This is a genomic window from Acinetobacter lwoffii, from assembly GCF_024129735.1.
GTDB lineage: Bacteria > Pseudomonadota > Gammaproteobacteria > Pseudomonadales > Moraxellaceae > Acinetobacter > Acinetobacter lwoffii_H.
In genome coordinates this window covers 21151-46430 of sequence record NZ_JAMXXK010000004.1, presented here as the reverse complement: position 1 = coordinate 46430, position 25280 = coordinate 21151, and the positions used below count along the sequence as shown (strand labels likewise).

Annotated in this window: 21 protein-coding genes and 1 pseudogene; 9 read left to right on the top strand and 13 right to left on the bottom strand. The window is 45.3% G+C overall.

Going from position 1 to position 25280, the window contains the following annotated elements; genetic code table 11:
- Nucleotides 1-159: 159 nt before the first annotated feature.
- On the bottom strand, nucleotides 160-2364 hold the full coding sequence (gene rlmKL, locus NI469_RS02195) for a bifunctional 23S rRNA (guanine(2069)-N(7))-methyltransferase RlmK/23S rRNA (guanine(2445)-N(2))-methyltransferase RlmL (RefSeq protein WP_253174336.1): 2205 nt from the start codon (nucleotides 2362-2364) through the stop codon (nucleotides 160-162).
- A gap of 232 nt (nucleotides 2365-2596) precedes the next feature.
- Between rlmKL and NI469_RS02190 the strand changes: the two genes are divergently transcribed.
- From NI469_RS02190 to NI469_RS02175, 4 genes are all read left to right on the top strand, one after another.
- The gene (locus tag NI469_RS02190) at nucleotides 2597-2941 is read left to right on the top strand and encodes a hypothetical protein (protein ID WP_004280135.1); all 345 of its coding nucleotides are present in this window, start codon (nucleotides 2597-2599) and stop codon (nucleotides 2939-2941) included.
- Between the two features lie 224 nt (nucleotides 2942-3165).
- Complete coding sequence (locus NI469_RS02185) at nucleotides 3166-4182, top strand: aspartate carbamoyltransferase catalytic subunit (protein WP_004730000.1); 1017 nt, start codon at nucleotides 3166-3168, stop codon at nucleotides 4180-4182.
- Nucleotides 4183-4192: 10 nt separating this feature from the next.
- Nucleotides 4193-5428, top strand: coding sequence for a dihydroorotase (locus tag NI469_RS02180; protein WP_253174335.1), 1236 nt, complete (start codon nucleotides 4193-4195; stop codon nucleotides 5426-5428).
- Between the two features lie 182 nt (nucleotides 5429-5610).
- The gene (locus tag NI469_RS02175) at nucleotides 5611-7101 is read left to right on the top strand and encodes an OmpA family protein (protein ID WP_253174334.1); all 1491 of its coding nucleotides are present in this window, start codon (nucleotides 5611-5613) and stop codon (nucleotides 7099-7101) included.
- Between the two features lie 54 nt (nucleotides 7102-7155).
- Here NI469_RS02175 and NI469_RS02170 read toward each other — a convergent pair.
- The 10 genes and pseudogenes from NI469_RS02170 to NI469_RS02125 form a co-directional block, all read right to left on the bottom strand.
- Nucleotides 7156-7428: pseudogene (locus tag NI469_RS02170) on the bottom strand (TIGR00366 family protein); the annotation flags it as partial.
- Nucleotides 7429-7457: 29 nt separating this feature from the next.
- Nucleotides 7458-8159 (bottom strand): IS1 family transposase, encoded by a 702-nt coding sequence (locus NI469_RS02165; protein ID WP_253174333.1) that lies wholly within the window; start codon nucleotides 8157-8159, stop codon nucleotides 7458-7460.
- Nucleotides 8150-9364, bottom strand: coding sequence for a TIGR00366 family protein (locus NI469_RS02160; protein ID WP_276534045.1), 1215 nt, complete (start codon nucleotides 9362-9364; stop codon nucleotides 8150-8152). The genes NI469_RS02165 and NI469_RS02160 overlap by 10 nt, the downstream gene beginning before the upstream one ends.
- Nucleotides 9365-9460: 96 nt before the next feature.
- On the bottom strand, nucleotides 9461-10099 hold the full coding sequence (locus NI469_RS02155; RefSeq protein WP_004646586.1) for a CoA transferase subunit B: 639 nt from the start codon (nucleotides 10097-10099) through the stop codon (nucleotides 9461-9463).
- Between the two features lie 2 nt (nucleotides 10100-10101).
- Nucleotides 10102-10806 carry a CoA transferase subunit A gene (locus tag NI469_RS02150; protein WP_004729993.1) on the bottom strand — a complete coding sequence of 235 codons (705 nt, stop codon included), beginning with the start codon at nucleotides 10804-10806 and terminating at the stop codon, nucleotides 10102-10104.
- Between the two features lie 93 nt (nucleotides 10807-10899).
- Nucleotides 10900-11802 (bottom strand): hydroxymethylglutaryl-CoA lyase, encoded by a 903-nt coding sequence (locus NI469_RS02145; RefSeq protein ID WP_253174332.1) that lies wholly within the window; start codon nucleotides 11800-11802, stop codon nucleotides 10900-10902.
- Complete coding sequence (locus NI469_RS02140; protein WP_253174330.1) at nucleotides 11799-13793, bottom strand: acetyl/propionyl/methylcrotonyl-CoA carboxylase subunit alpha; 1995 nt, start codon at nucleotides 13791-13793, stop codon at nucleotides 11799-11801. The genes NI469_RS02145 and NI469_RS02140 overlap by 4 nt, the downstream gene beginning before the upstream one ends.
- A 19-nt stretch (nucleotides 13794-13812) precedes the next feature.
- Nucleotides 13813-14607, bottom strand: a complete 795-nt coding sequence (locus tag NI469_RS02135; RefSeq protein WP_004280123.1) for an enoyl-CoA hydratase/isomerase family protein — start codon at nucleotides 14605-14607, stop codon at nucleotides 13813-13815.
- An 11-nt stretch (nucleotides 14608-14618) separates the two neighbouring features.
- Nucleotides 14619-16220: a carboxyl transferase domain-containing protein gene (locus NI469_RS02130; protein ID WP_253174329.1), complete on the bottom strand. Its 1602-nt coding sequence runs from the start codon at nucleotides 16218-16220 to the stop codon at nucleotides 14619-14621.
- A gap of 35 nt (nucleotides 16221-16255) precedes the next feature.
- Nucleotides 16256-17428, bottom strand: coding sequence for an isovaleryl-CoA dehydrogenase (locus NI469_RS02125; protein WP_253174327.1), 1173 nt, complete (start codon nucleotides 17426-17428; stop codon nucleotides 16256-16258).
- Nucleotides 17429-17576: 148 nt separating this feature from the next.
- Between NI469_RS02125 and NI469_RS02120 the strand changes: the two genes are divergently transcribed.
- From NI469_RS02120 to NI469_RS02100, 5 genes are all read left to right on the top strand, one after another.
- Nucleotides 17577-18212 carry a TetR/AcrR family transcriptional regulator gene (locus NI469_RS02120; RefSeq protein WP_044112700.1) on the top strand — a complete coding sequence of 212 codons (636 nt, stop codon included), beginning with the start codon at nucleotides 17577-17579 and terminating at the stop codon, nucleotides 18210-18212.
- Nucleotides 18213-18310: 98 nt separating this feature from the next.
- Complete coding sequence (locus NI469_RS02115) at nucleotides 18311-19999, top strand: AMP-binding protein (RefSeq protein WP_253174325.1); 1689 nt, start codon at nucleotides 18311-18313, stop codon at nucleotides 19997-19999.
- A 309-nt stretch (nucleotides 20000-20308) separates the two neighbouring features.
- Entirely contained in the window at nucleotides 20309-20977 is a 669-nt protein-coding gene (locus NI469_RS02110; RefSeq protein ID WP_253174323.1) for a class I SAM-dependent methyltransferase, read from the top strand.
- A gap of 62 nt (nucleotides 20978-21039) precedes the next feature.
- Complete coding sequence (locus NI469_RS02105) at nucleotides 21040-21837, top strand: thioesterase family protein (RefSeq protein ID WP_004280113.1); 798 nt, start codon at nucleotides 21040-21042, stop codon at nucleotides 21835-21837.
- 83 nt (nucleotides 21838-21920) lie between these two features.
- Nucleotides 21921-22697: a Rossmann-like and DUF2520 domain-containing protein gene (locus tag NI469_RS02100; RefSeq protein WP_253174360.1), complete on the top strand. Its 777-nt coding sequence runs from the start codon at nucleotides 21921-21923 to the stop codon at nucleotides 22695-22697.
- A 228-nt stretch (nucleotides 22698-22925) separates the two neighbouring features.
- Here the strand turns inward: NI469_RS02100 and trmB are convergent, their stop codons facing one another.
- Together trmB and NI469_RS02090 are read right to left on the bottom strand one after the other, a co-directional pair.
- The gene (gene trmB, locus NI469_RS02095; protein WP_004729978.1) at nucleotides 22926-23642 is read right to left on the bottom strand and encodes a tRNA (guanosine(46)-N7)-methyltransferase TrmB; all 717 of its coding nucleotides are present in this window, start codon (nucleotides 23640-23642) and stop codon (nucleotides 22926-22928) included.
- A 151-nt stretch (nucleotides 23643-23793) separates the two neighbouring features.
- Nucleotides 23794-25239: a SulP family inorganic anion transporter gene (locus NI469_RS02090; protein WP_253174322.1), complete on the bottom strand. Its 1446-nt coding sequence runs from the start codon at nucleotides 25237-25239 to the stop codon at nucleotides 23794-23796.
- Between the last annotated feature and the right edge of the window lie 41 nt (nucleotides 25240-25280).

Below are 25280 nucleotides of genomic sequence, written 5' to 3'. Positions count from 1 at the left end.
CCAGCCTAGGCTGGGTTTTTTTAATCTTATTTTTAACTTCGAGCATTGCAACACTTTTGTATTCTTGTTGCGGCGAGCTTTAAAGCATGGCTTAAAACTCAGCTCAGGGAAAATAAAGAAGATATCAATCGTGATAAAGACAGTTAATTCATCATCAAATTACACTTGCGGATGACGGATTTTCCAGGCACGGTGAATCTTTTGATTCCGCTTGAAGTCAGGTCCAATGGTTTCCTGGGTAATTTCTTCAACATCAAAGAAGGCCAGAATTTCTTCATCCATCTCAAAACCACGATAGTTATTTGAGAAATACAAGGTACCATCAGTGGTTAAGCGGTTCATCGCACGTTTTAACAGGGACAAATGGTCGCGCTGTACGTCAAAGGTCCCGTAGAATTTCTTCGAGTTTGAGAAGGTTGGTGGGTCGATAAAGATCAGCTCATATTGCTCATGACCTTCTTTTAGCCATTCGAAACAGTCAGAGGCAAAGAACTGATGCTGTTCATCCGCATGATCCACGGTTAAGCCGTTCAGAACAAAATTTTCTTTAGACCAGTTCAAATAAGTATTCGACAGATCGACGCTGGTTGTACTTGCAGCACCACCCAAAGCAGCATGTAAACTTGCCGTTGAGGTATAGCTGTACAGGTTCAGGAAGTGTTTGCCTTTTGCTTCACGTGCAATGCGTAAACGCATTTGACGGTGATCCAGAAACAGACCGGTATCCAGATAATCGGTCAGGTTGACCAGAATCTTGGCTTGACCTTCCTGAACGATAAAACGCTTGGATGCTGTACTTTGTTTGGTGTACTGGTTTTTACCTTCCTGACGTGCACGGGTCTTGATAAAGATCGCATCACGGCCCAAACCGGTCACGGCACGAATGGCCTGTAAGGCCAGGTTGAAACGTTTTTTGGCTTTTTCCGGATCAATAGTTTTAGGTGGCGCATATTCTTGTACATGCAAACGCTCGCCATACAGATCTACTGCGACGTTAAAATCAGGTAAATCTGCATCATAGAGACGTAAACAATGGATCTGTTCCTTGACTGCCCATTTTTTTAGAGCTTGCATATTTTTGGTCAGACGGTTGGCAAACTCCATCGCACCTTCAATCGGTTCAAACTGCTGAGGCTGCCAGCTTTCTAGGAATGGACGTACCACTGCGGCCGGTTTAACCGTACCGAAGCGGATATAGATCGGCAATTTACCATTCATCAAACGCAGGATTTGCGGATCATTGAACGCCAGCACATCGGCCTGTTCCACTTGGGAGGCAATCACAGCTGCTTTTTGATTCGGGAAATTCTTTTGCAATAAAGCTGATAAACCCAGGTATAAAGAACGGTTCTGGGCTTTATCACCGAGACGTTCGCCATAAGGAGGGTTGGTCACGAAGAATACTTTCTTACCTTCCGCATGGAAATCAGGCCAGTCATTTAAAGTCCGTTCTTCGATCATGATATTGTCGAGAGCAGCTTCAAAACCCGCCGCGATAATATTTTGTCTGGTGGCTTTAACCGCTTCCCAGTCCGCATCGAATGCATAGAATTGTGGTAATGGATTTTCCAGCGCAGCTTTATGACGTTCAGCAGCTTCGGCTTTAATACCCATCCACAATTCATGATCATGACCATTCCAGCCGTTAAAGCCGAAACGACGGACCAGGCCTGGTGCACGATCAGTCAGAATCATTAAAGATTCAATAATAAAGGTACCTGAACCACACATAGGATCAACCACAATATCCGGGTTGATGTCTTTCAGGCCACCTTTTTGCAGGATCGCTGCTGCCAGGTTTTCCTTGATTGGTGCTTCAGTCATAAAGCGACGATAGCCACGTTTATGCAGAGAATCACCAGAAAGGTCCAGGCAGTAGGTATGAGCTTTTTTACCAGCCAGAATATACATGGTGATTTCTGGCTGTTTGGTATCAATACTTGGACGTTTACCCACGGCTTCCATGAATGAATCCACAACACCATCTTTAGCACGCAAAGTGGCAAACTGGGTATTGACCTTGATATCACGTTCGACATGCAGACGAATTGCGAAGGTACTTTGTGGTGCAAAAATCAGCGACCAGTCAAAGCTGAGAGCCCCTTCATAGAGTTCTTCTGCCACATCACGGGCATCATGAGAAAATTCAATTTCATGCGTGTGGATCGGCATCAAGACACGTGAAGCCAGACGTGACCACATGCAGATACGATAAGCATTTTCCAGTGTACCTTTAAAGGTTAAACGGCCTAGAAAACGCTCAATATTCTGAACACCTAAGCCTTGTATTTCTTCTTCTAATAAGGTTTCCAGACCATCGGCACAGGTGACCCAATAATTGCTTAAACGTGGAGAGGTATTCATATAATAGAGAGACCAAAAAAGATAAATAAAAAACTGCGCTAAGTTTACCGTATTTTTATATTGAAAGCTTTTGAAATTCTCTGAAAGGCCGTGGCATGTGATAGAGAAAAATAATATTCACACTATAAATTGAGGAACTGGTACGCATTTTGCTCTATACATGGCAAATCAGGCGGTCAGTCGATGGGGAGCGATGGCTGCCTGATTTTTCAATTTTATAATGGGGGTTAAGATGTTAGAGAATCAGTTACGCAACCATGACGCTTTTTCAGTGGCTACTTTAATTTATGCACGTTTACGACGGGTTTCCGGTCGGGTAATTGATGCAATTTATCTGGCAGAGAACCTGGATTATGCCCGGCATGTGATTCAACTGGCAGAGCAGACCCAAGACCCAGATTTGAATCATCTGATCCAGCGCCTGAAAATGGTACTGGAGATTTCGGAAACAGCACAAGATTCACCAACAGAATCTGCACACCCAAGCCAGCAGGAAGGGCTGATCTCGGTCGAACCGGATGAAGACGATATCTATCGTGCACAGGTGTCACATCGTTATATTGGTGCACTGCGTTAAACCTGAGATGGGTGTGAATGCTCCAGACTGAAGCGCCCGTTGGTTTTGTACTTAAAATCAGCAAGATGCAAATTAGGTTAAATTATCTTATTGAAAAAATACAAAGGAATCTGATTTTTTATTTTTATTGTTCAGATGCTTTTTGTACAAGTAGCAGCATGGCCAACTATAAAAATTCGCCAATCTCTGTATAATATGTTGACTTAACGCATAAGGAATCTCTCATGCACTTGGCGGCATTGCATACACCGAGCCAGATTCAACTCAATAAAGAAGGTAATCTAAAACACTTCTTGACCATCGAAGGTCTTTCTAAAGAAACCCTGACAAAAATATTGGACACTGCACAGTCCTTTTTTAATGACCAAAATCAGCTGATCACCAATAATTTGCTCGAAGGCAAAACGGTGATGAACCTGTTCTTCGAAAATTCTACTCGTACCCGCACCACCTTTGAAGCCGCTGCCAAGCGCCTTTCTGCCAATGTTCTCAATATCGATATTGCCCGTTCGAGTACTTCCAAAGGTGAAACCCTGCGTGACACGTTATGGAATCTGGAAGCCATGGCGGCCGATATTTTCGTGGTACGTCATTCATCTTCAGGGGCAGCGCATTTTATTGCCAAAGATGTCTGCCCAACCGTGGCAATTATTAATGCCGGTGATGGCCGTCATGCGCATCCGACTCAAGCGATGCTGGATATGCTGACCATTCGCCGTGAAACCAAGAAAAAATTCGAAGAAATGTCGATCGCTATTATTGGTGATATCAAGCATTCACGTGTCGCGCGTTCAGATGTAGCCGCCTTGCAGACTTTAGGCTGCCAGGATATCCGGGTGATTGCACCGAATACCTTGCTGCCATTAGGCTTTGAAGAATATGGCGATGGTGTTCGTCTATTTAACAATATGGAAGACGGCATCAAAGACTGCGACGTGATTATTACCTTACGTATTCAAAATGAGCGGATTGATTCTCCGGCACTGGCCTCGCAAGCTGAGTTCTACAAAATGTATGGCTTGAATAAAGAACGTCTGGCCATGGCCAAACCGGATTGTATCGTGATGCATCCGGGACCAATGAACCGCGGCGTTGAAATCGACTCAAGTATTGCGGATGGTCCGCAATCTGTGATTTTGAAGCAGGTGACTAATGGTATTGCAGTGCGTATGGCGGTGTTGGCTTTATCGATGCAAGGCCAGTTACAAGAACAAGGTTTGATTGAAGCGATTGCGGGTTAAGGAATAAGTCATGACTATTGTAAAAATTGAAAATGTCCGTGTTCTTGATCCCATCCAAAACACTAATTCTATCCAGACCGTGTATCTGGAAAATGGCAAATTCGTTGCAGAAATAGCAGATGTCTCTGAAACGATTGATGGTCAAGGCAAATGGTTAATGCCCACAATGGTCGATTTGTGTGCACGCTTACGTGAACCGGGTCAACAGCAACACGGTACGCTTAAGTCTGAAGGGAAAGCGGCACGTGAAAATGGCATTTTGCACGTGTTTACGCCACCCGATTCAAAGCCAATCGTGCAAGACAACGGTGCCCTGATTCATGGCCTGGTTGAAAAAGCCATGCTGGATGGTGGTATCTATCTACAGGTGATTGGTGCGCAAACCCAAGGCTTAAATGGTCAACAACCGGCAAATATGGCAGGCTTGAAAAAGGGCGGATGTACTGCGGTTTCCAATGCCAGTGCGCCGTTTGCCAATGATGATGTGGTACTGCGTACCCTTGAATATGCTGCAGGTTTAGACCTGACGGTGGTGTTCTATGCAGAAGAACCACAAATTGCCAAAGACGGCTGTGTGCATGAAGGGTTTATTGCATCACGTCAGGGCTTGCCGATGATTCCGGCACTGGCTGAAACCGTGGCGATTGCCAAATATCTGTTGATGATTGAATCAACCAAAGTACGAGCACACTTTGGTCTGTTGTCTTGTGGTGCTTCGGTGGAATTGATCCGTATTGCCAAGGAAAAAGGCTTACCAGTGACCTGTGATGTGGCCATTCATCAGTTACATCTGACCGATCATTTGATTGATGGATTTAACTCTCTTGCACATGTACGTCCGCCACTCCGTTCTGAACAGGACAAAGAATTACTGCGTCAGGGTGTAAAATCAGGTGTGATTGATGCGATTTGTACTCATCATGAACCGCTGAGCAGCTCTGCGAAAATGGCGCCGTTTGCTGAAACGCAGCCAGGATTCACTGCTTTTGATACCTATGTGCCTTTTGGTCTGCAACTGATTCGTGAGGGGTTGTTGACTCCACTGGAATGGGTGGAAAAAGTGACCCTAGCTCCGGCTCGTGTTGCACAAATGGCAGATCGATGGATAAATGAATCAGGCTGGGTGCTGCTAGATCCGGAACTGGAATGGACCCTGAATAAAGAAAGCATCGTGTCACAAGGTAAAAATACCCCGCTAATTAATCAAAAAGTGCTGGGTAAAGTGGTTCAAACTTTTGCTGCTTAAGTGATCCCAATTTTATAAAAGTCAGCTTCGGCTGGCTTTTTTTATTTTTTAAATTTTGTGTTGGTAAAATGAGTACTCAACAAAAATAGTGAAACTTTATGATATTCATACAATTATTTACATTTTCAAAAAATGGGGATCGTTACACTGATTAAATATTAAACATTAGAAAAATCAAAAGAATGGTGACGATTATGAATATAGACTTTATAGAACGCCTAAAAAGCGATGTTACGGCGATTGTGCTTCAAGGTGAAACCGAGCATTTATTTGCCAAAGATCAAGCTTTGGCTCAATTCTATCCCATATTTTTAAGTATATTGCGTTCACGTCCCGCCTGGATCGAGAATCTTGGTCAGCAACTTAATCCAAAAATTCATGAATTATTCAATGCAAACCCGGCACTCAAGCAGCAATTTCTCGATCAAGTGGATCAGAGCGCGCCGCAAGATGAAATAGAGCATACCTTGAACCGGTCAATTGTACCGACCATGAATTTTTTACAGACTGAAGCAGGTGCTTCGAGTCCGGAAGCGATTAGCCATTTGCTGGAAACCCACGCCGATTCGATTCAGCGCGCATTACCCCTTTGGGCTGGCCCTATTCTGGCAGCGCTTGGAGTTTCACCCTTGGCAGGGCAGAATTTAAATCAGGAACCTGTATTGGCGGAGCAGACCATCATTGTTCAGGAAGAAAGAAAAACCGGCTTTTTATGGCCGTTTATTATTTTTCTGATCCTGGCGGGTTTGATCCTGTTTTTGGTTCGTAGCTGCATGCAGGATGATGTTGAAGATTCAAATACCCAGGCAACGAGCGAAGTTGCTGCAGCTCAGCCTGCATCCTTGCGATTAAGTACCGGCAGTAATGGCGAAATTGTCAGTTGTCAATTACAGCTGAATAATCCGCAGTATATGGAAATTTTGCAAAACGAGATCAAACAGATCTTTAATTATAATATTGGTTGTGGGGCGCTGAGCAGTGAGGTTTATCATTCAGAATTTATTGATCAGGATACTATTCCGACTGTGTTGAGAACAATGCAGGGAATGCCAAATGTGTCACTTGACTGGATTGGCAATCAGGTTTCAGTGCGTGCAGCAACGAATGCAGAAGCCGAGCGTCTGGCAGCACAAATTCGTAGTCTGGCCAAGAATGTCACTGTGGTTACCCAACAGCCGCTCAATAGAAGTGACGTGATTAATACTGCCAATAGCGAAGCAGAACAAGCTTTGGCCAGTATCAAGACCGATAATGTTAAAGCACTGGATGTGGCGACTGCACTTAATTTACAGATCATTAATTTTGATACGGCATCGACTGAAGTTCCGGAAGTCAATAAATTGGTGCTGGATCAAGCTGCTGCATTATTACAACGTGCACCACAAGTTATCCTGAAAGTTAAAGGACATGCTGATGCTCAGGGCAGCGAAGCAGAAAATAAGGTGCTGTCCGTACAGCGCGCTCAGGCGATTACCAGTTATCTCGTGCAAAAAGGTGTCGATCCTGCACAATTACAGGCGGTTGGAATGGGAGAGGATCAGCCGGTTGAACCCAATGCGACACCTGCCGGACAGTTTCAGAACCGTCGCGTGACCTTTGAGGTCGTGAATACTGAAACGGGAATTGTGCGTGAAGTAGATGATGAAGGTGTGGTTGAGAAGACAGGAAATTAAGAGAGCAGCCTAAATAAAAAAGGACGAATCTTCGTCCTTTTTTATTATCTTAAATTAAGAAAATACCGGCGGGCTATAAGTCAATGTCCGACCAAGGAACCATAGCAGGAACAGTACCAAAGGCAGATGGAAAATCAACTGGGTCACCGTAAATCCAATCACATCTTTGGCTTTTAATTTCAGGATACCCAACATCGGAAGCATAAAGAATGGATTAATCAGATTCGGCAAGGCTTCTGCCGCATTATAAATCTGTACCGACCAGCCCAGATGCACTTTCAGGTCATGCGCAGCCTGCATCACATAGGGCGCTTCGATAATCCATTTCCGGTGGTGTTTTAAAAAGTATGCTGACATTAAATGAAGCCATTATTGATGTAAAAGAAGGTTAAGTCGAAGGCTTTAAAATGGTTTTCAAGCTTTTTGGAGAAATTACAACTTCTTCTAAAACCACGCCTTATTCGATGCCTTATTTTGCAATTATTACCTTCAATTCCTACAGTAAAAAACTTACCAATACTTTGCTTGCAGTTTTTAAAAGCAGTGATGAAACTGTCCCAATGATCACTTGCAATTCGGGTGTAGTGAATACCTAATTGTTTAAGCTTTGTCTTCAACCTTTGGACTGTAGCTAAATCTCTCTTACCCCAAACATAAGCAACAATCTCACCTGTTTCTCGATGGTAGGCGTAAATAAGCCATTGTTTATTATTTTTATTTCCAACAAAAGTCCAGAATTCATCTACTTCGAGAGATTCATAATGACTTTGTTTAGGCTGAATTTGATAGGCCGATTCAGTTAAAGTCCGTAAGACTTTACCGATACTAATGCGCTCAACTTCAGCGATATCTCGTATACCGCTGCCTCTGACCATTAACTGTAATATTTTACGAGTAATGCCAGGATTACATCCTAGATAGCTCAGAGCATGGTCACCAATAAACTGACGTTTGCAGTCTTTGCATTGGTAGTTTTGTTTCCCATCTACTTTGATGCCATTTTTCTTTATACTGTCACTGAGGCAGGTTGGACATTTGATTTCTAGAGTTATTTGCATTTCTCTATTTTATCAAAATTCAACCTGCTTTTTTTTAGCATACTTTTTGATACACCACCCCATTTCCCTCCGCCAGAAGGAATAAAGAAACCCAGAATCGCCGAGTATAAGCCCATCACGATGGCAAAGGTTTCCTGCGAGGCAATCGAAACGAAAAACTCGGCAATATAATGTGACAATGACAGATCGGCCGGGTTTAGCGCATTGGTCATCATAAAGGCAATACTGCCATACAGCGGAAACTGGATCAGTACCCCAGAAATGGCGGGTACGGCTTTGGATACCGCATTCAGGAAATTTCGCGGTGTACCGTGTAAGGCCACGCCCAAAATCAGGAAGATAAAGTTATAGGTATTTAAGCTGGAAATGGCCAGAATCGGATTGCTTTTGGAAAATTCGTTAAACATCCAGACTGCGCCCAGAATCACAATCAGAATGCTTAAAATGGGTGAATTTTCCAGCCAATCCCCCGGTCTTTTTTCGGCAGATAAGTCCGGTTTTTCTTCTTCAATCTGAATCGGAAAGTGCTCAATGGTTTTAATGTCAGACCCTTTAGGTGCTGACCAGTAAGCAATCGCAATTGAAGCTACAATCAGTACCGCCGTCATGATCATGGATTGCGGCAGGAAAATGGTTTCGGTAAATGGAATCACGCCCGTCAGATTATAAATCGGTTCAGGCAGACTGCTTTTATTGGCCTGTAACTGTGCAGCTGAAGAACTGATCCCCAGTGCCCAGGTCGCACCCATCCCGATAATCGCGGCAGCCGCAGCAGCGCGGTAATCCATGTTAAGCTCTTTACGCTGTGCCAGTGCAATCACTAGGAGTGCAGTCAGTACAGTACTCATGGCCCAATTAATCAGAGAAATTAACAGGCTGAACGTGGCGACCAGGACAATCGCACCACGACCGGAATGTGGCAGGCGCGCCATTTTCTGGATCAGAAGCTGGACAGGCTTAGATACGGAAACCACATAACCGACCACGATCAGCATGCACATCTGCAAGGTAAAGGGAATCAGGCTCCAGAAGCCGTCTCCAAAGGAAATCGCGACATCCTGTGCGGGTGCACCAATTCCGATGGCGGCAATCGCCACAATGATGACGCCAAGCAGGGCAAAAATATAAGAATCCGGAAACCATTTTTCAGACCAGTCGCTGACGCGCAAGGCGAAGCGCTGCAAAATATTTTGTTGAGTTTGCATGATTAAAATCCATTTATTCTGCGATTATTATTTTGAAATGAAACAGCTATATATAAAAAAGCCCTTAAGATGCTTCATTCTTAAGGGCTGGCTGGATCAGGCAGCGTTACGTAGTAGCGCTACCCCCGTGACTTTTTGAATCTCTTCAAAACTTACCTCTGGTGCCAGTTCAACCAGTCGAATTCCATCAGGAGTAACATCCAGTACACCGAGATCGGTAATAATCCGGTTCACCACAGCCTGGCCGGTCAGCGGCAGACTACATTCTGGAACTATCTTAGGTGTACCATCTTTGGCGCAGTGTTCCATCAAGACCACGACCTTTTGTACACCCGCGACCAGATCCATGGCACCGCCCATGCCTTTGACCTTTTTGCCTGGAATCATCCAGTTGGCCAGATCACCAGTTTCGGACACTTCCATAGCACCCAGAATGGCAATATTGACATGACCGCCACGGATCATGGCAAAGGAGTCGGCACTTGAGAAAAATGAAGCACCTTTACGCGCGGTAACCGTCTGTTTACCGGCATTGATCAGGTCGGCATCCACTGTCTCCTCGGTTGGAAATTCGCCAATCCCCAGCAGGCCATTTTCCGACTGCAGCCAGACATTGATATTTTCCGGAATATAGTTCGCGACTAGCGTCGGCAGGCCAATCCCTAGATTGACGTAGAAACCATCTTCAAGCTCTTGTGCCGCGCGCTGCGCCATTTCATTACGTGTCCAAGCCATGATCAAGCCTCCGCCTTTAAAGTCATCTGTTCAATACGTTTTTCCGGTTGAGCATTCAGGACTATCCGGTTCACATAAATTCCCGGAAGATGGATTTCGTCCGGATCCAGCACGCCAATTTCGACAATCTCTTCGACTTCAGCAATGGTAATTTTGCCGGCCATGGCACAGACCGGATTAAAGTTCTGGGCGGTTTTACGGAAAATCAGGTTGCCGGCTTTATCGGCCTTATAGGCTTTAACCAGAGCAACATCAGCTGTTAAAGATTCTTCCAGAATGTAAGACTTGCCATTAAATTCACGGACATCCTTACCTTCAGCGATCACGGTTCCGACACCCGTCGCCGTATAAAAAGCCGGAATACCGGCACCGCCAGCACGTAATTTTTCTGCCAGTGTACCCTGTGGGGTCAGCTCAACTTCCAGTTCGCCATTTAAATATTGACGTTCGAATTCCTTGTTTTCACCGACATAAGAGGAGATCATTTTTTTAATCTGTTTTGTTTCCAGTAAAAGCCCCAGACCGAAGCCGTCTACACCGGCATTATTGGAAATACAGGTCAAATTTTTGGCACCAGTTTCTTTTAGGGCCGTGATCAAAGCTTCTGGAATACCACATAGGCCGAAACCACCGACAGCCAGAGTATGACCATCTTGCACCACATCCTTTAAGGCGGATTGAGCGCTGTCATAAACCTTGTTTGACATCTTGTCACCTCTATTGTTATTACAGCAGACTTAAATCTGCTGTTTATATCCTTATGGGTTGCTTAAGTTTATTTTGCTCAAGCATGATTATTGTTAAGCACAGGCTTTTTGCCAGTAGGCATTGGCATAATTGGATGGATTATTGCGCTGCAAGACTTCACTGATATTACGACTGGCCTGCATCAGTGCATCCAGCTGAATACCGGTTTCAAAGCCCATATTCGAGAGCAGGTAATACAGGTCTTCGGTCGAGACATTGCCAGATGCACCTTGGGCATAAGGACAGCCACCCAGTCCAGCAATGGAGGAGTCAAAGACCCGAATGCCTTGCAACAGTGACTGATAAATATTGGCAATCGCCATGCCGTAGGTATTATGGAAATGACCGGCCAGCACTTTGGCATCAAGTTCAGCCAAACAAGCTTCCCAGACGTATTTAACCCGGTCTGGGGTGGCCGTGCCAATGGTTTCACCCAACGACACTTCATAGCAGCCCATCTCCAGCAAACGCTGCGTGACTTTCACCACCTGCTTGGGATCAATCGCACCTTCATAAGGACAGTCCACCATACAGGAGACATAACCGCGTACCTTGATGTCATTGGCTTTGGCGGCTGACATCACATCGGCAAACTTCTCAAAACTTTCATCAATCGAGCAGTTGATGTTTTTGCGGGTAAAGCTTTCAGAAGCAGCGGTAAATACTGCCACTTCCTTGCAACCCACAGCCAGTGCCGATTCAAAACCTTTCAGATTTGGGGTCAGCAGACTGAACTGAATATTTGGATCTTGAGGTAGGCTGGCAAAGAGCACATCACTGTCTGCCATTTGCGGTACCCATTTGGCTGAAACGCAGGAACCAACTTCGATGGACTGCAGACCGGTTTTCATCAGGTCCACAATCAGGTTTTTCCGGTCATCCAATGTCAAAGGTGTTTTTTCATTTTGCAGGCCATCGCGTGGCCCGACTTCTACGATTTTGACAAAATTCGTCATGCCACTTCCTCCGCCAGCGGCTGGAACTCGACCAGTTCATCACCGGCTTTAACCTGATCACCCTTCTGGAAATATGAGCTTGCGATGATGCCGTCATGCGGTGCGCGAATCGAGTATTCGATCTTCATGGCTTCCAGCGTCATCAGCACATCATCTTTTTTGACTTTGTCATTGGCTGCCACGAGCACCTGGGTAATGACGCCTGGCATTGGCGCGATCAGGTTATTTTCCGTGCCTTGTTCATCCTGATTATTAAAATCAGACTTCAGGTAATTGAACTTATAGCTTTGACCATTCTGGAATAGGGTAATGCCTTGCTCAGTCTGGCTAAAAGCCAGTTTTTGCTGTTTACCCGCCAGTTGTAACGCTAAAGTATGGGCATCGACGAGCTGACCCTGAATTTGAATTTGCTGACCGTTATAGCTGGCGACAAAGCCTTGATCCTGAGTGCGGAACTGAACTTTCAGGTTGATGCCATTGCGTTGTAATTGCACTGTATGGCTATTTTGCTGGTTTAGGCGCCAGAATGCTTGCTGCTGCCATACCGGATTGCTTGGAGCGGGATTCTGTGCTTGACGTGCCAGGAGCTCAATCAGTGCGGCACTAACTACCAGTTCGGCACGGATATCCGCAGAAGGTTTGAGCAGAAATTCTTCTTCACGTTGAATCAGGCCGGTATCTAAATGTGCATTTTTAAACGAGTCACACAGCACTAGGCGATCTAGAAAAGCAATATTGTTACCCAGACCATCGACATGGAACTGACCCAGTGCATGGTGCATCTGGGTTAGGGCTGCTTCACGGTTTTTGCCCCAGACAATCAGTTTGGCAATCATCGGATCATAATAAGTGCTGATCTCGTCGCCCTCGACAATACCGCTATCGACACGTACACAGTCACTTTGCTCCGGATAATGCAGGTAGCTGATCTGACCAATCGCAGGAATAAAGCCTTTTTCCGGTTCTTCGGCATAGACACGGGCTTCGAGTGCATGTCCATGAATCTGTAATTCATACTGCTGCTTTGGTAAAGGCTCACCAAAAGCCACGCGCAGTTGCCATTCCACCAGATCCTGTCCGGTAATCATTTCAGTGACCGGATGTTCAACCTGAAGACGGGTGTTCATTTCCATGAAGTAAGCTGTGCCGTCTTGCTCCACGATAAACTCGACTGTACCGGCACCGACATAATTTACTGCACGCGCAGCATCGATTGCCGCCTGACGCATCGCCTCCAGTTTGTCTTCCGGCATTTTCGGTGCAGGCGCTTCTTCCAACACTTTCTGATGGCGACGCTGTACCGAGCAATCACGTTCGAACAGATGTACATAATTGCCGTGGGTATCACCAAACACCTGCACTTCAATATGACGTGGCTGAATCACATAACGTTCAATCAGAACGTCTTCATTGCCAAAACTTGAACGTGCTTCACTCTTGCATGAAGCAAGCGAGCTAAGAAAATCTTCGCTGCGTTCCACCAGACGCATGCCTTTACCGCCACCGCCGGCACTGGCCTTGATCAGTACCGGATAGCCAATATTGTCTGCCTGCTGTTTCAGGAAGTCGGCATCCTGATTGGTCCCATGATAGCCGGGGGTTAGAGGCACACCGGCTTTTTCCATCAGCGCTTTAGAGGTGGCCTTTAGACCCATTGCCAGAATGGCATCGACTGGCGGGCCAATAAAGACAATATTGTTGTCCTGACAGGCCAAGGCAAACTGGTCATTTTCGGACAGGAAACCATAACCGGGGTGAATCGCCTGGGCACCAGTGTTTTTGGCTGCCTGAATAATGCGATCAATTTGCAAATAACTTTGTGCTGCTGGCGATTCACCAATATAGATCGCTTCATCGGCCAGTTTCACATGTTGTGCCTGCGCATCAGCATCGGAATAGACGGCAACGGTGGCAATTCCTAATTTCTTCGCTGTACGAATCACACGGCAGGCAATTTCACCACGGTTGGCAATTAAAATCTTCTCAAACATTGTAGGATCCTTCTCGTTGTTATGCCGTGGTCTTGATCCAAGCCGGGCTTTGTTTGTTCAAAAATGCATTCAGTCCATTTTTCGCCTCATCTCCCTGGCGAATATGGGCAATATGCTGTGCTGTTTTAAGCAATAAATCTTCGGTCAATACCTGTTGGTCAACCAGTTGAATCAACTGTTTCGATGCGCTCTGTGCGGCAGGACCACCAAGTAAAAGTGCTTCCACAATTTCATCAATTTTGCTGTCGAGCTGTTCTGGTGGAGTGACTTCATGCGCAAGACCAATGCTTTTGGCCTGTTCAGCAGTAATCCGCTCGGCAGTCAGGAAATAACGTGAAGCTTGACGTGTACCAATTGCACGAATTACATACGGGCTGATGGTCGAAGGTGCCAGACCTAAACGTACTTCCGACGTCGCAAACTTTGCATCGGTACTGGCCACGCAAATATCACAGGCCGAAGCCAGACCCATGCCGCCGCCAAACGCAATACCATGTACCCGGGCAATGGTCGGCTGTTTCAAGGTTGCCAGACTTTGCAGCATTTTCGCCAGTTTGAGCGCATCCGCCTCATTGTCTGCCTGTGATGCCTGACCGGCCTGTTTCATCCAGTTCAGGTCAGCACCGGCCGAGAAGCTTTTGCCACGACCCGCCAGAATCACCACGCGTACATCATCACGGTTATTTAAAGACTGGAAGCAAGCATGCAGTTCTTCAATGACTTGAGTATTAAAGGCATTGTGCAGTTCAGCACGGTTAATCCAAACCGTTGCCACCTGATTCTGCTGTTCGAGCTGTAAAAATTGATATGTCATTTTGTCACCTCTTACATGCGGAACACGCCGAATTTGGTTGGCTGGATGGGCGCATTCAGGGCTGCAGCCAGACTCAAGGCTAGTACTTCACGCGATTGCGCTGGATCAATCACACCATCATCCCATAAACGCGAAGACGCATAATAAGGATGGCCTTGGCGTTCGTACTGGTCACGAATCGGCTGTTTAAACTGGTCTTCTTCTTCAGCTGACCAAGTTCCGCCTTTTTGCTCAATCTGGTCACGTTTTAAGGTCGACAAGACGCTGGAGGCCTGTTCACCGCCCATCACTGAAATACGCGAGTTTGGCCAGGTCCACATAAAGCGTGGCGAGTAAGCGCGTCCACACATACCATAGTTGCCTGCACCAAAAGAACCGCCAATCACTAGAGTCAGTTTCGGTACATTGGCATTGGCGACGGCCATCACCAGCTTAGCACCATTTTTGGCAATGCCTTCATTTTCATACTGGCGGCCGACCATAAAGCCGGTAATATTTTGCAGGAAAATCAGCGGAATATTGCGCTGGGTACACAGTTCAATAAAATGTGCGCCTTTTTGGGCAGACTCGGAAAATAGAATGCCATTATTGGCAATAATCCCGACCGGCATGCCATAGAGCTTGGCAAAACCGGTCACCAGGGTAGTGCCGAAACGTGCCTTGAACTCGTCAAAACGTGAGCCATCGACAATACGCGCTATCACTTCACGGATATCAAAAGGCTTGCGCGCGTCACTCGGCACAATGCCGTACAGTTCCGAACTGTCAAACAGCGGCGCTTCGATTTCATCTGCGGTCTTGTTTGGCTTTTTGTTCAGGTTGGCCACGATGTTGCGGGCAATCGCAAGTGCATGTTCATCGTTTTCAGCCAGATGATCAGCCACGCCAGACAAACGGGTATGCACATCACCACCACCGAGATCCTCACTGGACACCACTTCACCAGTAGCTGCCTTAACTAGAGGAGGGCCGCCTAGGAAAATGGTGCCCTGATTGCGGACAATAATGGTTTCATCTGACATGGCAGGCACATAAGCACCGCCTGCAGTACAGCTGCCCATCACCACTGCAATTTGGGCGATACCTTGGCTCGACATACGTGCCTGATTGTAGAAAATACGGCCGAAGTGATCGCGGTCTGGAAATACTTCATCCTGTAAAGGCAAATATGCACCGCCTGAATCCACCAGATAAATACAAGTCAGATGGTTCTGTTCGGCAATTTCCTGGGCACGTAAATGCTTTTTCACTGTTAATGGATAATAAGTACCGCCTTTCACCGTAGCATCATTGGCGATGATCATGCAGGTCACACCGTTGACCTGACCAACACCAGCGACCACACCTGCGGCAGGCACATCATCCTGATACACCTGATAGGCAGCCAGCTGACCAATTTCCAGAAAAGCGGTTCCTGGATCAATCAGGTGATTAATCCGTTCTCGTGGTAACAATTTGCCGCGATCCAGATGTTTCTGGCGGACAGTTTCTCCACCACCCAAAGCAATTTTTTCAACTTTCTGTTTCAGATCATCCACCAGTTGCAGCATGGCAGTCTGGTTGGTTTTAAACTCTTCACTACGTATATTGATTTTGCTCGATAACTGATTCATGACGAACATCCTTGTTTTATTCTAAGTGTTAAGGTTTAGGCTGTTTCGTTGAAAAGTTCACGGCCAATCAGCATGCGGCGGATTTCTGAAGTACCGGCGCCAATTTCATACAGTTTGGCATCGCGCCATAAACGGCCGGCAGCAAACTCGTTGATATAACCGTTACCACCTAAAGTCTGAATGGTTTCGCCCGCCATCCAGGTCGCTTTTTCAGCAGCATATAAAATGGCACTGGCTGCATCTTTACGCAGGCTACGGCTATGTTCGGCCTTGTCACATTCAGCGCCGACCGCATAAACCAATGCCTTACATGCCAGCCAGGTCGAATACATATCGGCAATTTTGCCTTGCATTAACTGGAATTCGCCCAGTGCCTGACCAAACTGTTTACGGTCATGAATATATGGAATCACGGTATCCATACAGGCATCCATAATCCCCAGTGGGCCAGCGCTCAATACAGCACGTTCATAGTCCAAACCACTCATTAACACTTTGGTGCCATTACCGACGCCACCCATGACGTTTTCTTTCGGAACTTCCACATTGTCAAAAAACAGCGGATAAGTGTTTGAACCGCGCATACCCAGTTTGTCCAAATGCGTGCCATGGCTGAAACCTGGCATATTTTTCTCCACCAGAAATGCAGTCATGCCTTTGGCACCGGCTTGCAAATCGGTTTTTGCATAGACCACCAGGACCTCGGCATCGCCACCATTGGTAATCCACATTTTTGAACCATTCAGGAGATAATGATCGCCTTTGTCTTCTGCTTTCAATTTCATGCTGACTACATCCGAACCGGCATTCGGTTCAGACATCGCCAGAGCACCGACATATTCACCTGAAATCAGTTTAGGCAGATAGCGCTGCTTCTGTTCTTCCGTACCATTACGCTTAATTTGGTTTACACATAGGTTAGAATGTGCGCCATAAGACAAACCAATCGATGCTGAAGCGCGGGAAATTTCCTGCATGGCAATGATGTGCGCCAGATAACCGAAATTTGAACCGCCATATTCCTCACTGACCGTTAAACCGAGCAGGCCCATCTCGCCAAATTTTTTCCAAAGGTGAGCAGGGAACTCGTTGTCACGGTCAACCTGTTGAGCAATCGGGGTAATTTCTTTGGCGCAAAATGCGGCCACTGAATCACGAAGCGCTATTAGAGTTTCATCCAAACCGAAATCCAAGCTTTGTAAATTCATTCTTCATCCATCCTGAGGTTATATTTGTTGTGTCCAAAAAAGCATTGTTGTTGTGCTTGTGGTTTTAACATACAACGAAAAAATAAAAAAGTGAATCTATATTCACAAAATGATTTACAATTCATTTTATCTTGTTGAGATTAATTTTATGAGTTATAAAAGATCATCATTGATGCAGGAACGAATGGAACAAAATCGCCTGTCGATTTTGGAATCTGCTCGTGAACTGATTATTCAAGGGGGCTTGAAGGAGGCATCGATTCAGGCGATTGCAGAACGCGCAGGCGTTTCTACAGGGCTGGTCTATCGATATTTCGAAAGCAAAAGCCAGATTTTAATTGAGGTTTTGTCGGCCGCGATTCAGCATGAAGTCGGAATTCTGAACCATATTGCCGAGTCAGATTTGTCGCCAAGACTGAAATTGCAAAAATCTGTTACAACTTTTGTCAAGCGTGCCATGAATAGCCCCCAATTGGCGTATTCACTGATGTTCGAACCGGTTGATCCGGAAATGGAACATGAGCGTTTTCGCAGTAAGCAGCTGCTTAAGCAGAGCATTAAGGAAATTCTGGCCGAAGGAAAGGTCAATGGAGAATTCGAATTTGAAGATTTGAATACGGCAGCATTAGGTGTGGTTGGTGCCATGACCTTTGTCGTGATTGAACCTTTAAATCCGTCCCGAAATGTCATGTTTGATCAGAAGTATAAGGATCACTTTGTCAAACAGATTGCCGATTTTTGTGTCAACGCAGTACGTGGGCAGGAGGAAAATTTACAAGCATAAACACACAAAAAACCGGTACACAGACAAGGTCGTCGTGGTCATAAAACAATTAGTAAAGTTGAAAATCAGAATTACAAAGAATCAAGGAGATCGATTCAATGACACAAGTACGGTTAAGCTATGCCTATGGAACCAGCAGCCAGCCTTTATTGGGCATGACGATTGGTGCAAAATTTGATCAGGCTTGCGAGCACTATGCAGAACGTGATGCGGTAGTGAGTTTGCATCAGAACATACGCCTCAGTTACCGGCAGCTACAGGATCAGGTCAATGCCTTTGCCTGTCAGCTGCTGAAACTGGGTATGCAAAAAGGTGACCGTCTGGCAATCTGGTCGCCGAACTGTGTGGAATGGACCATTACCCAGTTTGCGGCCTTCAAGGCAGGCATTATTCTGGTGAACCTGAATCCGGCCTATAAAAGCAATGAGCTTGAATATGTGCTAAACAAGGTCTCCTGTAAGGGATTGGTGATTGCAGCGCAGTTTAAGACGACGGACTATCAGGAAATTCTGACTAAAATTGCACCTGAGCTGATGCAGACTGAAAGTAAATTCCTCAATGCAGAGCGCTTGCCGCATTTAAAGCATGTGATTAAAATTGATGATCAGCAGCATACCGGTATCCACCGTTTTCAGGATTTACTAAGCTCGCCAAGCGCCCAAGAGCTGGAACAACTGCAACAGATCTCCAGTGAATTGCAGTTCGATGAAACGATTAATATCCAGTTTACTTCGGGCACTACGGGCAATCCGAAAGGCACCATGCTGACCCATAATAATATTTTAAATAACGGGTACTTTGTCGGTGAAGCGATTCATTTAGGTCCAGAAGACCGCGTCTGTATTTCAGTTCCTTTATTTCACTGCTTTGGTATGGTGATGGGTAATCTGGCCTGTATTACGCATGGTTCTGCCATGATCTATCCATCAGCTGTATTTAATCCGCTGGAAACCTTGAAAGCCATTCAGCAGGAAAAATGTACTGCGGCTTATGGTGTGCCAACCATGTTTATCGCCATTCTTGAGCATGAACAGTTTGACGAATTTGACCTGTCCAGTCTGCGTACCGGGATTATGGCGGGTAGTCCATGTCCGCAGGAAATTATGCAGCGCGTGATTGAACGCATGCATATGTCTGAAATCACGATTTGTTATGGCATGACCGAAACTGCGCCAGTGAGTGCACAAAGCTCAACGGCAGACAGTGTCGAGCGACGTGTTAGTACGGTTGGCCGGGTACATCCGCATCTGGAAGTTAAAATTGTCGATGAAAATGGCAAGGTGGTGCCACGCGGTCAATTGGGCGAGCTATGTGTACGCGGTTATTCCGTCATGCTCGGTTACTGGGAAGACCAGGACAAAACTCAGGAAGTGATTGATGCTGCACGCTGGATGCATACCGGTGATATCGCTGAAATGGATGATGAAGGCTTTGTGAAAATCAAGGGTCGAATCAAGGATGTCGTCATTCGTGGCGGAGAAAACCTGTTCCCGAAAGAAATCGAAGATTTCCTTTATACCCATCCTGCCGTTTCAGATGTACAGGTGATCGGTGTGCCAGACCATAAATATGGTGAGGAACTTTGTGCTTGCATCATCCTGCATGAAAATGATCCGTGTACTGAGGAAACTATCCGTCAGTATTGTAAGGAGCATATTTCTCACAATAAAGTGCCACGTTATGTGCGTTTCTTCCAGGAATTTCCAATGACGGCTTCCGGTAAGGCGCAGAAGTTCAAATTGCGTGAATTTATGCGTGAAGAGCTGAACTTGAAAGAGATTGCTTAAATTGTATTGATGCGATTCTTAAATGGGGCAAAGCAGTATTTAATGCATGCATTGCCTCCATTTGTATAACGGTTTCGATATCAATGTTTAGGCTTTTCTTACTTTTGATGGGCCAAAAGTAAGCAAAATCCCTTTATTTTGCTGAAGGGACTTCCATGTCCCTCAGCAAAATGGCGACATCCATGTCGCCGGGTCTATGATCAAATTTCAAGAAAACAGTAAATAAGATCAAGCTACAAGATTTAAATATTCAATCTATCTAAATACCCGCCTGAGTTTTAGATTCGTGCATAGATTTAGAGTAAAAATATGGCAAAAAACTTTCACAGTGAAGTCGTGGTCGTCAGTTATGACGATCATATCCGTAAACTGATTCCCGGTTATGAACTGGTGCATCAGCAGATTGAAGCAATTCTCAGCACTGAACTCCCAGAAACCGCACATATATTAATAGTGGGTTGCGGAACAGGTTATGAATTGTCGTATTTATTAGAGCAACATCCAGACTGGACCTTTACTGCAATTGATCCATCAGCAGCCATGCTGAAACAGGCTAGTAAAAATCTGAATTCTATAGATCGACAAAGGGTGCAATTCATCCAAAGTATGATTCAAGATTTGAATCAGCCGGATACTTTCGATGCCGCATTGGCCATTCTGGTGGCTCATTTCATTCCAAATTCCGAAAAAAACGGATTTTTTCAGGCTATCTATCAGTGTCTTAAAACCAATGGTCTTGCATTGACCTATGATCTGATGCAACCTGAAGATCAGCAAGACATTAAAACTATGCAGAAGATGGCACAACAGACAGGGTTGAGTGTAACGCAAAGTACCAAGATGATTGAACGCTTGGAGCAGGATTTTTACTTGTTATCTGCGCATAATTTTAAAGCGCTTTTAACCAAAGTCGGATTTAAACAGTGCAAAATTTATTGTCAAATCATGGATTATCATGGCTTTTTGCTCAGAAAATAAAGATAAAAGCACTTTTTGTAAACTCTAAAGTTTAAGTGAATATTCAGGGAAGTATTAAAACAATGTCGGCATATTACAGTTTTATTCAGCGCGAACAGCATGCAGATGGCAGTACTACGGCTTATTACCGTTCTAATATTCATGCACAAGGTGCGTGGAATCCGCATGAGCAGCACATGGCGCCAGCCACCGGTATTCTATGCGTCGAACTGGAACAGTTTCAGCCACGTGCTGACATGCGTATTGGTCGGGTCGGGCTGGATATTTTTGGCCTGATAGCCTTTGGTGAATTTTCGATTACCACACGCATGATCCGTCCGGGTAAAACCATTGAACTGGTTGAAGCTGAAATGTGTGCCAATGGTAAAACCTGTATCGTGGCACGCGCGTGGAGAATGCTAACTTCAAATACCACGGCCATTGCTGGAGTGGAAGATTTTCCGATCGAAAGTCCAGAATATTTACCGGTTTGGGAGGGTATGCGCTGCTGGCCGGGCGGTTATATCCAGAGTATTGAAACCCGGGCACATGCTGACCATCGTGCAGGCAAGGGCATTGTCTGGCTAAGAAATTCGCTGGACATGGTAGAAGGTCAACCGACGACAGACTTTAGTCGTTTGCTCGGTATGGTCGATACGGCCAATGGCATTGTGCCACGTCAGGACCCGAATTCCGGTTGGGGATTTCCGAATCTGGACCTGCAGATTCATATGCACCGTCTGCCGCAGGGTAAATGGCTGGGACTGGAAGTGGTGCAGCAATATGGTGAAGATGGTATCGGTCTGACTAGCGGGATTCTGCATGATGTTCATGGACCTTTTGGCCGAAGTGAACAGATTCTGACCCTGCGAAAGTTCTAAAGCCTATTCAAAAACATCAAGGCCAATTGCCTCAATCTGTATTTATTGGCATGCTGTGCGCAATGAGTCAGGAACAGCACAAGATGCGGATCAGTATGATTGGGGCAGGGCGAGTGGCATATCATCTTGCCCTTGTATTGTCAGCACACCATGAGATCGTACAGATCTACAGTCGAACCCTAGAAAAAGCACAATATCTGGCTGAGCAATTCAACGCTCAGGCCATCGCTCAGCCTCAACAGCTGGATCATGAGGTGGATCTGGTCATTATCGCGGTCAGTGATCAGTCGATTGCCAACGTCATTGAACAGATTCATCCGTATCTACAGCAGAATCTGATCGTACATACCTCTGGCAGCACCCATCTCAATTTACTGAAAAATGTGCATGCGCGTGCAGGCGTATTTTATCCTTTACAGACCTTTAGTCTCGAACGCCAGATTGATTGGCAGCAGACGCCACTGTTGATTGAAGCGGTGAATGAACAGGACCAAATCCTGTTATTAGAACTGGCAAATAGCCTAAGCAATCGTGTTTGTACTTATAATTCTAGTCAACGTCTCAGTTTGCATCTTGCAGCGGTATTTGCCTGTAACTTTGCCAATTATTGTTATGACATGGGCAAGCAGGTGGTTGATGCACAACAGGTCGATTTTAGTTTGTTGTATCCCTTGATTCTGGAAACCGCCAGTAAAGCCACGCAGAATGATCCCAAACAAATGCAGACCGGCCCAGCGATGCGTGGTGATCAGAATATCTTGAATATGCATCAGCAGATGTTAGCTAATATGCAGCGGGAAGATTTGCAAAATGTCTATCAGTTGTTGAGCGAGCAAATCCTAGAACGTCATCGAAAATAAAAGAGCCGGATTTTTTAGTCTAAAATAAAATACTCAATTCTTTTTCCTCTTTAATTTTGGTGAAAAATGAAAAGAAAAAATAATAAAAAATGGAAATAGTATAAAGATGAAAATCTATTTTTCTTCTTAAGTGTTATTTCGGGTGCATTTGTCTTTATATATAAGTGGATTGCAAAATTTCTCCCATAAAAAAGCGCTGATTAATCAGCGCTTTTTTTGAATCTTGGATTAAGAAATTTTCTTGAAGATAAAATCATTAATCTTGTGACCTGCTTCAATCCCGCGACGTTCAAACTTGGTTTGTGGACGCCATTCCGGACGAGGATAGCTATTGCCTTTGCCCGCCAGATTTTCCAGACGTGGACGTTCTTCCAATACTTCTATCATCCATTCCGCATACGGTTCCCAGTCCGTTGCAGCATGGAAAGTTCCGCCAAGCTCCAGCTTTTGCTCCACCAGCGGCATACGGTCATGCGAAACAAAACGGCGTTTAAAATGACGCTTTTTCTGCCATGGATCAGGGAAGTACAATTGCACAGTATTGATACTGTTGTCTGGCATTTCACGTAATACCTGAATTGCATCTGCATCCAGTACACGTAAATTCGTTAGGCCTTCAACACCTGCTTCGTAAATGCATTGCGCAATACCCGGTACATGCACTTCAATCCCGACAAAGTTACGCTCAGGATTGGCTTTGGCCATCAATACCAGTGAACGGCCCATCCCAAAACCGATTTCTACAGTCAAAGGGCGCTCTGGATGTTCAAAGTGCTGACGCAAATCACCCACTGGATATTCCAAAATTAAGTGACCATATTGTTCAAGCGCAGTACGTTGAGAGGTGTTTAACGGCATTGAGCGGCGCATAAACGTCACGATTTCACGGTGCTCGCTTAAGTTTTCCAGCTCCACGACTTGCTGGTCTAATTGATCGTTCGACATAACTTTGGCAAATCTAAAAATTCAGAATGCGGTATTTTAAGTCCTGAGCCGAGCAAGTCAAACTTTTCTCGGTATTTCTCCATAAAAATTGGCGAGATCTTCCAGATAAAATAAAAGAGCCAATTGAGGCTCTTTTATTAATCACCGTTCATCAGCTACTAAACCGGTCAATCAGTGTACTGCTGGCTTCATTTAAACCGATCACTGTTACGTCTATATTTTGGGCTTTAAATTTCTGGATCACATTATTCAACATGTTCACTGAGGTCACATCCCAGATATGCGCGTGGGTTAAATCCAGTTCGACATGCTCAAGCTTTTCCTTAAAATCAAAGAACTGATAGAATTTTTCTGTACTGCTGAAGAATATCTGTCCGGAAATAATATAGCTACGTGAATTGACCGTATTTAAATACGTATAGACATGTATAGTTCTTTCCAGTTTATTAATAAAGAACAGGGCAGAGAGCAATACGCCGACAAATACACCAAGCGCCAGATTATGAGTGGCAAGCACGACAATAATCACGGCAATCATCACGGTATTAAATTCTAGCGGATGTTTGCTGAATTGCTTGATTGCTCCCCATTGAAAGGTAGTAAATGCCACCATAATCATGATCGCAACCAGAGCTGCCATTGGGATATAAGCCAGCCAGTCTTTCAAAAAAACCACGAGACACAGCAGAAACACGCCAGCGACCAGAGTCGATAAACGGGTACGTGCCCCTGAAGACACATTGATAATTGACTGGCCGATCATGGCACAACCGGCCATCCCGCCCATAAAGCCGCTGACAATATTGGCCATACCCTGACCACGACATTCCTGATGACGGTCACCTTCAGTTCCGGTCACTTCATCAATGACCGTAGTGGTCATCATGCTTTCCAGCAAACCGACAGTCGCCAAGGTAAAGGAATAAGGCAGGATAATTTGCAAGGTTTCCAGATTGAGTGGAATCTCGGGAAGCAGGAACACCGGCAAGGTATCTGGAAATTGCCCCAAATCACTGACGGTACGCATATCTGCACCCAAGAAGAGAGCTAAACCGCTAAGTACGATAATACAGATCAAAGGTGAGGGAATGGCTTTACCGATTTTAGGGATATAAGGAAACAGATAAATAATTGTCAGACCAATCGCAATAAACAGATAACCGGTGCTATCCATCCGGTTAATTTCCGGGATTTGTGCCACAAATATCAGGATCGCCAAGGCATTCAAAAATCCGTATACCACCGCCTGCGATACAAAACGCATTAATTTAGCGACTTTAAAATACCCCGCAATGACCTGAATGATACCGGTCAGAATTGTGGCAGCCAACAGATATTGCAGACCATGTTCTTTTACCAAGGTAATCATCAAAAGCGCCATAGCACCTGTAGCCGCAGAGATCATGGCAGGACGGCCGCCAAAAAAGGCAATGGATACTGCAATGCAGAAAGAGGCATACAAACCGACTTGCGGATCAACACCGGCAATGGCAGAGAAGGCAATTGATTCAGGAATCAGGGCAAGTCCCACCACCAGACCTGCCAGTACATCTGTGCGGATATTAGAAAACCATTCTTCTTTTTTCAGGCTAATCACGAAATATCATCTATATTTTGAAAACCTGTGTATGTTAAACA

Coding starts and splice junctions, on each gene's coding strand:
- rlmKL (WP_253174336.1), bottom strand. CDS start 2,364: ATGAATACCTCTCCACGTTTAAGCAATTATTGGGTCACCTGTGCCGAT.
- NI469_RS02190 (WP_004280135.1), top strand. CDS start 2,597: ATGTTAGAGAATCAGTTACGCAACCATGACGCTTTTTCAGTGGCTACT.
- NI469_RS02185 (WP_004730000.1), top strand. CDS start 3,166: ATGCACTTGGCGGCATTGCATACACCGAGCCAGATTCAACTCAATAAA.
- NI469_RS02180 (WP_253174335.1), top strand. CDS start 4,193: ATGACTATTGTAAAAATTGAAAATGTCCGTGTTCTTGATCCCATCCAA.
- NI469_RS02175 (WP_253174334.1), top strand. CDS start 5,611: ATGGTGACGATTATGAATATAGACTTTATAGAACGCCTAAAAAGCGAT.
- NI469_RS02165 (WP_253174333.1), bottom strand. CDS start 8,159: ATGCAAATAACTCTAGAAATCAAATGTCCAACCTGCCTCAGTGACAGT.
- NI469_RS02160 (WP_276534045.1), bottom strand. CDS start 9,364: ATGCAAACTCAACAAAATATTTTGCAGCGCTTCGCCTTGCGCGTCAGC.
- NI469_RS02155 (WP_004646586.1), bottom strand. CDS start 10,099: ATGGCTTGGACACGTAATGAAATGGCGCAGCGCGCGGCACAAGAGCTT.
- NI469_RS02150 (WP_004729993.1), bottom strand. CDS start 10,806: ATGTCAAACAAGGTTTATGACAGCGCTCAATCCGCCTTAAAGGATGTG.
- NI469_RS02145 (WP_253174332.1), bottom strand. CDS start 11,802: ATGACGAATTTTGTCAAAATCGTAGAAGTCGGGCCACGCGATGGCCTG.
- NI469_RS02140 (WP_253174330.1), bottom strand. CDS start 13,793: ATGTTTGAGAAGATTTTAATTGCCAACCGTGGTGAAATTGCCTGCCGT.
- NI469_RS02135 (WP_004280123.1), bottom strand. CDS start 14,607: ATGACATATCAATTTTTACAGCTCGAACAGCAGAATCAGGTGGCAACG.
- NI469_RS02130 (WP_253174329.1), bottom strand. CDS start 16,220: ATGAATCAGTTATCGAGCAAAATCAATATACGTAGTGAAGAGTTTAAA.
- NI469_RS02125 (WP_253174327.1), bottom strand. CDS start 17,428: ATGAATTTACAAAGCTTGGATTTCGGTTTGGATGAAACTCTAATAGCG.
- NI469_RS02120 (WP_044112700.1), top strand. CDS start 17,577: ATGAGTTATAAAAGATCATCATTGATGCAGGAACGAATGGAACAAAAT.
- NI469_RS02115 (WP_253174325.1), top strand. CDS start 18,311: ATGACACAAGTACGGTTAAGCTATGCCTATGGAACCAGCAGCCAGCCT.
- NI469_RS02110 (WP_253174323.1), top strand. CDS start 20,309: ATGGCAAAAAACTTTCACAGTGAAGTCGTGGTCGTCAGTTATGACGAT.
- NI469_RS02105 (WP_004280113.1), top strand. CDS start 21,040: ATGTCGGCATATTACAGTTTTATTCAGCGCGAACAGCATGCAGATGGC.
- NI469_RS02100 (WP_253174360.1), top strand. CDS start 21,921: ATGCGGATCAGTATGATTGGGGCAGGGCGAGTGGCATATCATCTTGCC.
- trmB (WP_004729978.1), bottom strand. CDS start 23,642: ATGTCGAACGATCAATTAGACCAGCAAGTCGTGGAGCTGGAAAACTTA.